This window comes from Streptomyces jumonjinensis (genome assembly GCF_009600885.1).
GTDB classification, from domain to species: domain Bacteria; phylum Actinomycetota; class Actinomycetes; order Streptomycetales; family Streptomycetaceae; genus Streptomyces; species Streptomyces jumonjinensis.
Genome location: NZ_VCLA01000072.1, coordinates 1 through 12,817 on the forward strand (window position 1 = coordinate 1; position 12,817 = coordinate 12,817).

The window sequence follows — 12,817 nt, forward strand, 5'->3', positions numbered from 1 at the left end:
TCCTCCTCCTCCCTCTCTGCCCCCTCCGCCCGCACCGGCCGAGCGGGGAGAGCCGGCCCGGCCCGTCGCGGGCGACGCCACCGGCTGGTCCATGGAGGAGCGGCTCTACAACCAGATCTGGGGCATGTTCGAGGACCTGGCCCGTACCGTCGCCGCCTACCGCAGCGCCGTCGAGTTCGCCGAGTCCCGGCTGGACCGGGAGCTCGATCAGGTCCTCGCCGACCCGCGCAACCGGATCGGCGGGGCCGGGGAGAGGGCCCGCGAGGCCGCCCGGGCCAAACGCGAAGAGCTGATAGCCCGGGCCCGTCAGGCGCTCGACCGCGATCTGAGGCAGCTCACCGCCGAGTCCGATGTCGTCGAGCCCGCTCTGCCGCCCGCCCTCGCCCGCTGGGACAACCCCGTCTGGCACGCCTACCGTGTGCCCTCGGAGGGCCCGATGGCGCTGCGCCTCGGGGATCTCCGGCTTCCCGAGGCTCCCGAGCTGCTGATTCCGTTTCTCATCAGGCTGCCGCTGGAGCGCGGACTGTGGGTGGACAGCGGACGCACCGGCTCCGAGGCCGCGATGACGTTCGACGCCGCGCAGCTGCGGCGGCTCGCCATGGACTGCGCGGTGACCCACGCGGCCCGGCTGCTGGCCGTCCACGCGCCCGGGCGCCTCGTCCTCCAGGTCATCGACCCGGCGGGCACGGCGGCCCCCTCGCTGGCCCCGCTGCTCCGCTCCGGTGTCCTCACCGCCGTGCCCGCCGCCGGCGCGCAGGGCGTCCGGGAGACGCTCGCGAACCTCACCCAGCGGGTGGATCTGGTCACCATGGCGCTGCGCGCCGGCGCGGTGGACTCGCTGCCCCCCGGTCTGGACACCGCCGAGCGGCTGCTGATCGTCAATGACTTCCCGCATGGCTTCGACGACCGCGCGGTCACCCAGCTGCGGTATCTCGCCGATGAGGGCCCCGCGGCCGGCGTCCATCTGATGATGGTCGCCGACCGGGAGGACGCCGACGCCTACGGGCCGGTGCTGGACCCGCTGTGGCGCTCACTGCTGCGGATCACCCCGGTCCCGGACGACCATCTGGCCGATCCCTGGGTGCACCATGCCTGGACCTATCAGCCGCTCGCCGTGCCACCGGGCAGCGCGGTGCTGGGGCAGGTGCTGGATCAGGTGGCCGCCGCACATCGGTCCGAGGGCCGCTGAGGCGCGAAATCACCGCTGAGCGCCCGGAGCGTACGACCGATATGCCGCCTCTGAGCTGGGCATTTGAATATTTCTTTACCAAGCTCTTTACCTACGCTTGGTCGCTCCTGTACGCTCCACTGAGCGGAGGGGAGTATTCCCGGCTGCGACGTGCCCGTCAGTACGGACTCTCATGGGTCCCGGGGCGTCGGCCTGTGCGGCTAGGACCGCCCGGGTGGAAGAGACCTCCGGCAGCGGCGACGCTGATCAAGTAGCCGTACGACGCCGGAGGCGCAGTGGACGTTTCATTGACCCTGTGGGTGCTGACCATTCTCGGTCTGTCCGCCCTGATCGCAGTCGACTTCTTCATCGGGCGCAAGCCCCATGACGTGTCGATAAAGGAAGCCGGAATCTGGACCATCGTCTGGATCGCGCTGGCAGCTCTCTTCGGAATCGGCCTGTTCATCTGGGGCAGCAGCCAGGCGTCCGGAGAGTTCTTCGCAGGCTTCATCACCGAGAAGTCGCTCAGTGTCGACAATCTCTTCGTCTTCGTTCTGATCATGGCGAAGTTCTCGGTGCCCTCACACCTCCAGCAGCGGGTGCTGCTCATCGGTGTGCTGATCGCCCTGGTGCTGCGCGCCATCTTCATCGCGGCGGGCGCGGCCATCATCTCGAACTTCTCGTGGGTCTTCTACATCTTCGGCGCGTTCCTGATCTACACCGCCTGGAAGCTGATCCAGGAGGCGCGCTCCGATGAGGACGAGGACGACTTCGAGGAGAACCGTCTCCTGAAGTCCATCGAGAAGAAGTTCGGCGTCGCCGACCAGTACCACGGCACCAAGCTCTTCATCCAGCGGAACGGCAAGCGCATCCTGACCCCGCTGATGGTGGTCATGCTCGCCATCGGCACCACGGACGTCCTCTTCGCCCTGGACTCCATCCCGGCGATCTTCGGCCTGACCCAGGACCCGTACATCGTCTTCACGGCCAACGCCTTCGCCCTGATGGGTCTGCGTCAGCTGTACTTCCTCATCGGCGGACTGCTCAAGAAGCTGGTCCACCTCAGCTACGGCCTCTCGGTGATCCTCGGCTTCATCGGCGTCAAGCTGGTGCTGCACGCACTCCATGAGAGCGGGGTGCACGTCCCCGAGATCTCGATCCCGTTCTCGCTGGCGGTCATCTGCGGCGTGCTGATCATCACCACGATCACCAGCCTCATCGCCTCCAAGAAGCAGGCCGAGCGGGAAGCGGCCGAGGCCGTCGAGAGCGGCGAGGGCCCCGACGAGCCCCACTCGAAGGACAAGGACAGCGTCGAAGCCTGACGAGCGTCCCCAGCGGGGGCGGACGGCATCTGCCGTCCGCCCCCGCTCGGTTTTCTCCCCGGCCGGCGTGCTCCTCGGCGGTGGGCCCTGCCGCGGTCCGGCCCCTCACCGGTTCTCCGGCGCACCGCGTCCCGCGCCCTTCCGCGTCGCTTCCGCGGTCTTCGGATCCGGTGTGCCCTCCGGGTCGGTCTCCTGCGGCTGATACCGGTGGCAGGCCCGCATCGCCTTGTCCATCGCGCGGGTGCCCGAGCCCGCCTTCTGGGTGATCGTCAGCCGCCCGTCCACCGGGTCCTCCATGGGGACACCGTTCTCGCGCATGCACCGCACGAACCTCAGGGCCGCCTCCTGCGGGCTCGTACTCGGCTCGGCGCTCTTCGACCCGGCCCGGTCGCTCTTCCCGCCGCCGCTCGTGCCGCTCGTGCCGCCCGCACCGCCAGCGGTGACCGAGTCCACCCCCTTGTGGTCATCACCGTCCGATCGGCAGCCCGTCAGCGCTGTCGCCAGTACCAGCGGCAGCGCCGCCAGGGCGGTTCGCGTACGTATGCGCATCGGTTCTCTCCTCCTGCCGGGCCGGGACTCCGTCCGTTAGGGAGTGATGCAACGCAGTGAGCGGTTTCTTCGCCGTTTCCGTGCCACCGTGAACGCGATGCCCGCTCTACCCGGCCCTGGTGGAGAGGAAACGCGAAGGCCGCCACCATGAGTGCCGGGCTGTCGCGCGCGAGGCATGGAACGCCCCCCAGTGACCCGAAACGCCACCGGCGGGAGCGCGGGCAGACGCATGGACCGGAAACGCGACAGAGGGCAGCGGGTGCCGGATGCGGGTGCTGGTGGTGGAGGACGAGGCGGGCTGGTGGTGACGGCGACGCTGCCCCGGTGACGGACCGTGCCAGGGCGTCACCAGCCCCGGGCGCGCCACTCCTGCAGATGCGGGCGCTCGGCGCCCAGCGTGGTGTCCTTGCCGTGGCCCGGGTAGATCCAGGTCTCGTCCGGCAGCGCGTCGAACAGTTTGGTCTCCACGTCGTGGAGGAGGGAGGCGAAGGCCTCGGGGTCCTTGCGGGTGTTGCCCACCCCGCCGGGGAACAGACAGTCGCCCGTGAACACATGGGGATGCCCGTGCGGATCGTCGAAGATCAGGGCGATCGAGCCCGGGGTGTGCCCCACCAGACGGCGGGCGGTCAGCTCGACCCGGCCGACCCGGACGACGTCCCCGTCCTGGAGCGGTCTGTCGGTCGGGACGGGGATGCCCTCGGCGTCGTACGCCCCCGCCCAGGTGCGGGCCCCGGTCGCGGCGACCACCTCGGCCAGCGCCTGCCAGTGGTCGGCGTGGCGGTGGGTGGTGACGACGGCGGTGATCGAGTCCTCGCCGATCAGCCGCAGCAGGGTCCCGGGCTCGCTGGCCGCATCGATCAGCAGTTGCTCGCCGGTGGCCCGGCAGCGCAGCAGATAGGAGTTGTTGTCCATCGGGCCGACCGAGACCTTGGAGATCATCAGATCCGTCAGCTCGTGCACATCCGCGGGGCCCCCGGCCCTGACCACTCCGCTGTACGTCATAGGAGCAGCCTATAGCGGGGCCCGGGGCCACGGGGAGGGAGCACGGACCCGGGGCCCGTACGGGTCGCGGGCGGCCCGGATCCCTGCCGGCGCGGGCCCCGGGCCCCTGCCGGCCGCAGACCCGGGCCCGGCGGTCCGTACCGGCGCGAGCCGGAGCCCTGGACCGTGCACGGCAGCGGCAGCGGCAGCGGCTCAGAGCGGGGGCAGGGTCGGCAGCTTGCCGCCCGACACCGTGAGCGCGGCGCCGTCCCGCCGCCCGGCGAGCCAGCCCATCAGCTCCCAGGCCGGGCCCTCGGCCCTCAGCGGACCGCCCTCGCCGCCGCCGGTGGTCCAGGTCCGGCCGTCCGGGGCGATCAGGCCGATGGACGGCACATCCGGGTGGTGACGGAAACGCTCGGTGAGAAAGCCGATCTCGCGCCGGACGAACTCCTCGGGCAGATCCGTCAGCTCATAACCCGCATCCAGGTCGACATGGTGCAGCTCGACCTCGACCAGTCTGCGGAAGGGGAGCCGGGCCGCCGTGTCCGTGACGCCGTTGCGCAGCTCCACCGTGCGGTTCCAGTCGGCGGGGAGCCCGGCCACGGCCCGCAGCAGGGCGTCGCTGTCGTGCAGATCGGCGAGCTGGATGTCGAGCTGCCGCCCCGAGTCCCGCTCGATGTCCTTCTCGCGTGCCGTGGCGCTCTCGTACATCGGGCGGCCTTCGAGAACATTCACGAGCGCGTCGGCGTTACGGGAGAGATGGGCGAGCACATGCCCCCGGGACCAGCCCGGGAGCCGTGACGGAGCGGCGAGACGGGCGTTGTCCAGTGAGGCGACCGCGGTGAGCAGCCGCTCGGTGGCTTCGCGTACAGAGGCCAGGTCGCGCTGGGGATCGATCATGAGGCCGACGATAGCCGCGCCACCCGATCGGGTGAAGGTGGTCTCCAGCCGCCGTAATTCGAATGTACGTGCTATAGCCTGGAGCGAGGCATCCTTGAATGTCGGGGCCGCTCATCGCCGGCCGGCGCCTCCGCCGTCCGGCCGCCGCCGATCCGGCCCCTCTCATCCGCTGGAACAGTCCGAAACAGTCCGAAACGGTCCGGGAAGGAGACCGGAGCTCCCGCATCTCCCAAGCCCTCTCACTCACCCCAAGCCTCCAGCCCTCAAGCCCCCAAGATTCCTCAGGACCTCTCAGGACCTCTCAAGAAAGGTGCGGACCCGGCGTGGCCGACCGTCTCATCGTCCGTGGCGCTCGCGAGCACAATCTCAAGAACGTCTCGCTCGACCTCCCCCGTGACTCCCTCATCGTGTTCACGGGGCTCTCCGGGTCGGGCAAGTCCTCGCTCGCCTTCGACACGATCTTCGCCGAGGGCCAGCGCCGCTATGTGGAATCCCTGTCGTCGTACGCCCGCCAGTTCCTCGGGCAGATGGACAAGCCGGACGTCGACTTCATCGAAGGACTCTCCCCGGCCGTCTCGATCGACCAGAAGTCGACCTCGCGCAATCCGCGCTCCACGGTCGGCACCATCACCGAGGTGTACGACTACCTCCGGCTGCTCTTCGCCCGGATCGGCAAGCCGCACTGCCCCGAGTGCGGACGCCCCATCTCCCGGCAGTCGCCGCAGGCCATCGTGGACAAGGTGCTGGAGCTGCCCGAGGGCAGCCGCTTCCAGGTGCTCTCGCCGCTGGTGCGCGAGCGCAAGGGCGAGTTCGTCGATCTCTTCGCCGACCTCCAGACCAAGGGATACAGCCGGGCGCGGGTGGACGGGCAGACCATCCAGCTCGCCGAGCCGCCCGTGCTGAAGAAGCAGGAGAAGCACACCATCGAGGTGGTCGTGGACCGGCTCACCGTGAAGGAGGGCGCCAAGCGGCGGCTGACCGACTCGGTGGAGACCGCGCTCGGCCTCTCCGGCGGCATGGTCGTGCTCGACTTCGTGGACCTCCCCGAGGACGACCCCGAGCGCGAGCGGATGTACTCGGAGCATCTGTACTGCCCGTACGACGACCTCTCCTTCGAGGAGCTGGAGCCCCGCTCCTTCTCCTTCAACTCCCCCTTCGGCGCCTGCCCCGACTGCACCGGCATCGGCACCCGCATGGAGGTCGACGCCGAGCTGATCGTCCCCGACGAGGAGAAGTCCCTCGACGAGGGGGCGATCCACCCCTGGTCCCACGGCCACACCAAGGAGTACTTCGGGCGGCTGATCGGCGGGCTCGCCCAGGCGCTGGGCTTCTCCACCGAGATGCCCTGGGGAGGACTGCCCCAGCGGGCCAGAAAAGCCCTGCTGTACGGCCACAAGACCCAGGTCGAGGTCCGCTACCGCAATCGGTACGGACGGGAGCGCGCGTATACGACGCCCGCCTTCGAAGGCGCTGTGCAGTTCGTCCGGAGGCGGCACCAGGAGGCGGAGAGCGACTCCAGCAGGGAACGCTTCGAGGGCTATATGCGCGAGGTGCCCTGCCCCACCTGCGAGGGCACCCGGCTGAAGCCGATCGTCCTCGCGGTCACGGTGATGGAGAAGTCCATCGCCGAGGTCGCCGCCATGTCGATCAGCGAGTGCGCCGACTTCCTCGGCCGGCTGAAGCTCAACGCCCGTGACAAGAAGATCGCGGAGCGGGTGCTCAAGGAGGTCAACGAGCGGTTGAGGTTCCTGGTCGACGTCGGTCTGGACTATCTCTCGCTCAACCGGGCGGCGGGCACGCTCTCCGGCGGCGAGGCCCAGCGCATCCGGCTCGCCACCCAGATCGGCTCCGGTCTCGTCGGAGTGCTCTACGTCCTGGACGAGCCGTCCATCGGACTGCACCAGCGCGACAACCACCGGCTGATCGAGACCCTGGTCCGCCTCCGGGACATGGGCAACACCCTCATCGTCGTGGAGCACGACGAGGACACCATCAAGGTCGCCGACTGGGTCGTGGACATCGGCCCCGGCGCGGGCGAGCACGGCGGCAGGGTCGTGCACTCCGGTCCCTTGAAGGAGCTGCTCGCCAACAAGGAGTCCATGACCGGGCAGTACCTCGCCGGGAAGAAGGCCATCCCGACGCCCGACATCCGCAGGCCGTCGGATCCCGGGCGGCTGCTCACGGTCCACGGCGCGCGGGAGAACAATCTGCGGGACATCGACGTCTCCTTCCCGCTCGGAGTGCTGACCGCCGTCACCGGAGTCTCTGGTTCCGGTAAGTCGACGCTGGTCAACGACATCCTCTACACCCATCTCGCCCGTGAGCTCAACGGCGCGAAGTCGGTGCCCGGCCGCCACACGCGGGTCGACGGGGACGATCTGGTCGACAAGGTCGTCCATGTCGACCAGTCGCCCATCGGCCGCACACCGCGCTCCAACCCGGCGACCTACACCGGCGTCTTCGACCATGTCCGCAAGCTCTTCGCGGAGACGATGGAGGCCAAGGTCAGGGGCTACCTTCCCGGCCGGTTCTCCTTCAACGTCAAGGGCGGTCGCTGCGAGAACTGCTCCGGCGACGGCACCATCAAGATCGAGATGAACTTCCTGCCGGATGTGTACGTCCCGTGCGAGGTCTGTCACGGCGCGCGCTACAACCGGGAGACCCTGGAGGTCCATTACAAGGGCAAGTCCATCGCCGAGGTGCTGGACATGCCGATCGAGGAGGCCCTGGACTTCTTCGAGGCCGTCCCGACGATCGCCCGCCATCTCAAGACGCTCCACGAGGTCGGCCTCGGCTATGTGCGTCTCGGCCAGTCCGCGCCGACGCTCTCGGGCGGTGAGGCACAGCGGGTGAAGCTGGCCTCGGAGCTTCAGAAGCGCTCCACCGGCCGCACCGTATACGTCCTGGACGAGCCGACCACCGGTCTGCACTTCGAGGACATCAGCAAGCTGATCACGGTGCTCTCCGGGCTGGTCGACAAGGGCAACACGGTCATCGTCATCGAGCACAACCTCGATGTGGTCAAGACCGCCGACTGGGTCGTGGACATGGGGCCGGAAGGCGGCAACGGCGGTGGCCTGGTGATCGCGGAGGGCACTCCGGAGCAGGTCGCGGGGGTTTCGGTGAGCCACACCGGAAAGTTCCTGCGGGACATTCTGGACCCCGAGCGGATCAGCGACGCGGTGGGCTCGGGGTCGGGCCCGGCCGGCCGGAAGACCGCCGCGAAGAGGCCCGCGGCCAGGAAGACGGCCCGGACGAAGACCGACGCCACGGAACCCGCCGCGGCCAAGAAGGTCAACGCCAAGAAGGTCGGTACGACCAAGGCCGTCGCCGCCAAGACGGCGGCGGCGAAGAAGACCGTGGCCGCGAAGGGCACCGCCCGGAAGACGGCGACGGCCAGGGTCCGCAAGACCTCCTGAGCGGGGCTCCGCGCTCTCCCGGACACCACCCGGGGGAGCGCGCGGACCGGCCGGGGCCTCTACCGCCCGGCCGCCCGGCACACCAACCGGCCTCGCGGCACACCGCGCGGCCGGGGGCCTACGCCGCCCGGCCGACCGGCCCGCGGCACACCGCCCGGCGGGGCCCGGCCGTCCCATTCGCGGGGGAGCGGGCTCAGCCGTCGAGTTCGTGGGCGAAGGGCGACTCAGCCCCCGGCCGGGAGCAGGTGATCGCCGCGGCCCGCGCGGCGAAGGCGAGGATCTCCTCCCAGGCCGCACGGTCCAGCGCCGCCAGCGCCTCCGCCGACAGCGCGTCACGGGCAGCCAGCCCGTGCAGCAGCGCCGCGTTCACCGTGTCACCCGCGCCGATGGTGTCCGCGACCGTCACCGGGGCGGCCGGGACCGAGACCTCCAGCCCGCCCCGGGTCCGTACCGTCATCCCCGCCGCGCCCCGGGTGAGCACCACGGCCGCGGGGCCCCCGGGACCGCTTGGCGTCCCGCCCAGCCAGCGGGCGTCGTCGGCCGACAGCTTCAGCAGGGAGACATCCGGCAGCCACCCCCTGAACCGCTCGCGATAGGCGGCGGCGTCCGGGATCAGCCCCGGTCTGATGTTGGGGTCGAGCAGGGTGAACAGCCCGCGCCCGGACTCCCGCCGCAGCAGCGCCTCATAGGCGCTCGCGCCCGGCTCCAGCACCAGCGAGCAGGTGCCGAACGCCACCGCCCGCACCGCGTCCGGCAGCGGCGGCGGCAGTTGGAAGAGCCGGTCCGCGCTGCCCTCGGCGTAGAAGCCATAGCCCGCCGAGCCGTCCGCGCCGATGGCGGCGACCGCCAGCGTCGTCGGCTCGGGGCCGCGCTCCACCAGGGAGACGTCGACGCCCGCCGACCGCAGCCCGGCGAGCAGCGCCATGCCGAAGCCGTCCGTGGACACCCGGGAGCAGAAGCCCGTCCGGGTCCCGAGCCGGCCGAGCGCCACCGCGGTGTTGTACGGGCCGCCGCCGAGGCGCGGCAGCAGCGGTGGCAGGGGTGTGCCGGTCCCCTGGGGGACCAGGTCGATCAAGGATTCTCCGGCGACGACGATCACGGCCCAGAACCTAGCCCATGAGGGTTCGGCGGGAGAGGGAGCCCGCCATCGGGGCGGCGGCCACCCGTCGGTATTGTCGGGTCTGTCGCCCCCGGTCCGATCGCCGCAGCCAAGCCGCGCTCTCCGCCGTCGCCGACCGCGCCCGACCGTCCCCGATCGGCCCCTGACCGCCACCGATCGTCAGGGATCCGATCGGCACCCGATCAACGCCCGACCAGTGGAGTTCTCATGTCCGGCCCCACCCCAGCCGCCCGCCGCACCGTGCTGAAAGGCGCCGCCCTCGCCGGGGCCGCCGGTCTCGGGGTCGCCGCCTGCTCCACCGATTCGAAGCTCGGCCGTGCGGCGATCCCCACCCCGACCGAGCCCGTGCACCTGGGTGCGGCCGACGCCATACCGGTCGGCGGTGCGAAGCTCTACCGCGAGGAGCGTCTCATCGTGAGCTGCCCGGCCGAGGGGGAGTACAAGGCGTTCAGCGCCCAGTGCACCCACGCGGGCTGCGTCCTCGACAAGATCGTGGGCAACGAGGGCAACTGCCCCTGCCACGGCAGCCGGTTCGACGTCACCACCGGCAAGGCGCTCGTGGGCCCGGCGACCGTGCCGCTGCCGGAGGTCCAGATCAAGGCGGAGGGCGGCAAGCTGGTCGCGGGCCCGGACGCGTAGCACCGTCCTGCGACCGTCCCGCCTCGGTCCGCCGCCGCCCCCGCCGGTCCGGGCCGGAGTCCGTCCGCCGTCCCGGACCCCACACCGGCCACCATCCCGGACCCCGCACCGGCCACCATCCCGGACCCCACACCGGCCACCACACCGGCCCCGCACCCGCACCCACATCGCCCCGTTCAGCTCCGGGGAGCCCGGCCGCTCAGTCCCAGTCCCAGTCGATCCCGAGGATCCCGGGCCGTACCCCCTGTTCGACCAGATGGACCGTACGGTGTCTGCCGCTGAGCGTCAGATCGGTCCGGGCTCCGCGTGGCGCACCCGTCGTGGCCTGGGCGAACCGTCGGCACCGCACCGGCAGCGCGCCCTCGTCGAAGCGCACCTGGAGGACGTACTGCCCGCCCGCGTAGGTGAAGCCCCGGACATACTCGGTGCTCGGCCCGGCGGTGCCGTCCTCGATGCCGTAGCCGAAGAAATAGGTGTCCCCCGCGCGCAGCCGGGCGTCGAAGAGCAGCTCCGCGATCACCACCCCCGACTCATGGTGCCGCCGCACCCGCCCCGTACGGCAGTTCTCCAGCGCGCTCACCCGCACCCGGGAGGGGTCGCAGCCACGGTCCCCGTGGTGGATCGCGAGATAGCGGTCGATCCCGTCGCGGTGGGCGCGCACCACATGCCGGGAGTCGCGCCCGAGCAGCTCCCGGCCGGGACCGATGCGTACCCGCTCATGGTGGCCCACCGTGTGCAGCCCCCCGTCCAGCGGGCACTCCAGCTCCGCGAGCAGTGTCTCCACCGCTGTGGAGACCTCCATCAGCGAGCGGTAGGAGCGCGCCGGGGGGCGCTCGACCTCCGCGCGCCCGCCGCCCTCGCCGACGCCGAGCAGCCTGGTCAGGGAGTGACCGGGGAGTTCGAGCACCTCCTCCAGCGCGCGCACCGCCCGCAGTGACTCCGGGCGCTGGGGTCTGCGAGCGCCCTGCTGCCAGTAGCTGAGGCTGGTGACGCCGACCTTGATGCCCCGGTGGGCGAGATGGTGCTGGACCCGCTGGAGCGGCAGCCCGCGCACCGAGAGCGCCGCGCGCAGCGCCAGATGGAACGGGCCGGTGTGCAGCACCTGCGCCAGATCGGCCTCGGTGTGGCCCATGGGACTCCTCCAGCGGATCAGGGGGCGGTACGGCCCGTGGAACCGGCACGGGGATTCAGTGAACGTTCACGGCCGAGACCGCCCCGGCGGACGGACGGCGGTGCCCGTCCAGGTGGTACGGGCGGGCGCATTCACATTCCGGCCGCCGTGTTCACAGCTCCGTATTCCCCGCATTGAAGCGTGTTGACCTGTTCCGGACAAGGATCGATGCTCAAACCGCAGCGTCCGGACGCGCTCCTCCACCCCCACCATCCCTCAGGGAGGAACGCGATGCGCTCTACCTGGAGACGGCTCGCCTCGACGGCGGCCGTCCTCGCGGCACTTCTCACCCTTCCCCTCTCCCCGGCCACGGCCGCCCCGGCAGCCGATCAGGCCGTCCGGACCGGCGACGCCCGGGCGGCCGGATCCGGCGACACCCAGTCCGCCCTGGCCTGGAAGCGCCTCGACCTCACGATGCAAGCGCAGCTGAAGACCAATTGGTGCTGGGCCGCCGGCGGCAACACCATCGCCGCCTACTACGGCCGCACCTACTCGCAGAACCAGTTCTGCAACGCCGCCTTCAACCGCCAGCAGGGCACCGAGTGCCCCAACAACCAGGCCACGCTCGGCAATGTGCAGACCGGGCTGCGCTGGGCCGGGATCAACCCCGGCTCGTACATCAACAACTGGCTGCGCTACCCGGCCGTACAGACCGAAATCGATGCGAACCGGCCGATCGAGACCCGTATCCAGTGGTCCAGCGGCGGCGGGCACATGCATGTGATCTACGGCTACGACACGGCTGACAGCTGGGTCTACTGGGGTGACCCCTGGCAGACCAGCGACCGCTACAACTGGGGTTCCCACGCCTGGTACGTGAACAACAACTCCTTCTCCTGGACCCACTCGCTCTACCGGATCGGGGCGTGAGCGCGATGAAGCGGACCTCAGGAATCGCGGGAGTCTGCCTGGCCGCCTGCCTCGCGCTCGGAACGGCCGGCGCGGGAATCGCCGCCGCCGCCCCGGGGGCCTCCGGCGCGGACCACTCGGCGGCGGATCTGGCTGCGGCGCGTGACGCGGCCACCGCACCGGCCACGGTGGAGACCCTCTCCCGGTTCTTCGCCCGGGACGGCGCCGTCGCCCGCTCGGCGGCGGCCCCCCGGGCCGCCGGGACGACCGTGCCCGTACGCACGCTCGCACCGGAGTTCGTGGCGGGGAAGGCGGGCGTGCCCATCGCCCGTACCGAGTTCCTCGCCACCAAGGCGGTCTCGTCCGACGGCCAGATCGCGTCGGTGTGGGCGGCCCGCCAGGGCGCGGACTGGCAGGTGGTCAACATCGCCACCGGCGACGACGAGTTCCGCTACGCCCGGCTGGGCGAGCGCAAGCTGCCCGGAGGCACCGTCTTCCGCGAGCCGCAGACGGACGCCTGGTACGTCAGCGGGGGTACGAAGGTCCTGCCGCTGGACAAGGACGCGATACGGGCGGTCGGCGCGAAGGGGACCACGGTCGGGGCCTACCGCGACCGGGTCCGCGCCGCCTACGGCGACAAACTGCCCGGCTCCGCCTATGCGAAGAAGGGCCTGGCGGGCGGCTACGAGCCCGCCGGGC

Annotated in this window: 10 protein-coding genes and 1 pseudogene; 6 read left to right on the forward strand and 5 right to left on the reverse strand. The window is 70.9% G+C overall.

All coding sequences use genetic code 11. The features are described from left to right. Together FF041_RS37765 and FF041_RS09010 are read left to right on the forward strand one after the other, a co-directional pair. A pseudogene (locus tag FF041_RS37765) lies at window positions 1–1,189 on the forward strand (TerD family protein); the annotation flags it as partial. A gap of 275 nt (window positions 1,190–1,464) precedes the next feature. Continuing rightward, window positions 1,465–2,490 carry a TerC family protein gene (locus tag FF041_RS09010; RefSeq protein ID WP_323391486.1) on the forward strand — a complete coding sequence of 342 codons (1,026 nt, stop codon included), beginning with the start codon at window positions 1,465–1,467 and terminating at the stop codon, window positions 2,488–2,490. A gap of 105 nt (window positions 2,491–2,595) precedes the next feature. Here FF041_RS09010 and FF041_RS09015 read toward each other — a convergent pair whose 3' ends face one another. From FF041_RS09015 to FF041_RS09025, 3 genes are all read right to left on the reverse strand, one after another. Beyond that, window positions 2,596–3,039, reverse strand: a complete 444-nt coding sequence (locus FF041_RS09015; RefSeq protein ID WP_153521836.1) for a hypothetical protein — start codon at window positions 3,037–3,039, stop codon at window positions 2,596–2,598. A 345-nt stretch (window positions 3,040–3,384) separates the two neighbouring features. Continuing rightward, on the reverse strand, window positions 3,385–4,041 hold the full coding sequence (locus FF041_RS09020; RefSeq protein ID WP_153521838.1) for an MBL fold metallo-hydrolase: 657 nt from the start codon (window positions 4,039–4,041) through the stop codon (window positions 3,385–3,387). 192 nt (window positions 4,042–4,233) lie between these two features. Continuing rightward, window positions 4,234–4,920 carry a maleylpyruvate isomerase family mycothiol-dependent enzyme gene (locus tag FF041_RS09025; protein WP_153483361.1) on the reverse strand — a complete coding sequence of 229 codons (687 nt, stop codon included), beginning with the start codon at window positions 4,918–4,920 and terminating at the stop codon, window positions 4,234–4,236. Window positions 4,921–5,243: 323 nt separating this feature from the next. Here FF041_RS09025 and uvrA point away from each other — a divergent pair, with 323 nt between their 5' ends. Beyond that, a complete protein-coding gene (gene uvrA, locus FF041_RS09030) occupies window positions 5,244–8,339 on the forward strand; it encodes an excinuclease ABC subunit UvrA (protein ID WP_323391487.1) in 3,096 nt (1,031 codons plus the stop codon). Window positions 8,340–8,532: 193 nt separating this feature from the next. On the opposite strand, the gene FF041_RS09035 is transcribed toward uvrA, so the two are convergent. Next, a complete protein-coding gene (locus FF041_RS09035; protein WP_323391488.1) occupies window positions 8,533–9,438 on the reverse strand; it encodes a carbohydrate kinase family protein in 906 nt (301 codons plus the stop codon). A gap of 228 nt (window positions 9,439–9,666) precedes the next feature. Between FF041_RS09035 and FF041_RS09040 the strand changes: the two genes are divergently transcribed. Next, window positions 9,667–10,098, forward strand: a complete 432-nt coding sequence (locus FF041_RS09040) for a Rieske (2Fe-2S) protein (protein WP_153521840.1) — start codon at window positions 9,667–9,669, stop codon at window positions 10,096–10,098. A 199-nt stretch (window positions 10,099–10,297) separates the two neighbouring features. Here the strand turns inward: FF041_RS09040 and FF041_RS09045 are convergent, their stop codons facing one another. Then, window positions 10,298–11,230: a hypothetical protein gene (locus FF041_RS09045; RefSeq protein ID WP_153521842.1), complete on the reverse strand. Its 933-nt coding sequence runs from the start codon at window positions 11,228–11,230 to the stop codon at window positions 10,298–10,300. A gap of 270 nt (window positions 11,231–11,500) precedes the next feature. Here FF041_RS09045 and FF041_RS09050 point away from each other — a divergent pair, with 270 nt between their 5' ends. Then, window positions 11,501–12,139 carry a papain-like cysteine protease family protein gene (locus tag FF041_RS09050; RefSeq protein ID WP_153521844.1) on the forward strand — a complete coding sequence of 213 codons (639 nt, stop codon included), beginning with the start codon at window positions 11,501–11,503 and terminating at the stop codon, window positions 12,137–12,139. Window positions 12,140–12,144: 5 nt separating this feature from the next. After that, window positions 12,145–12,817: hypothetical protein (locus FF041_RS09055; RefSeq protein ID WP_153521850.1), on the forward strand; the 673-nt coding region annotated here is incomplete at its 3' end.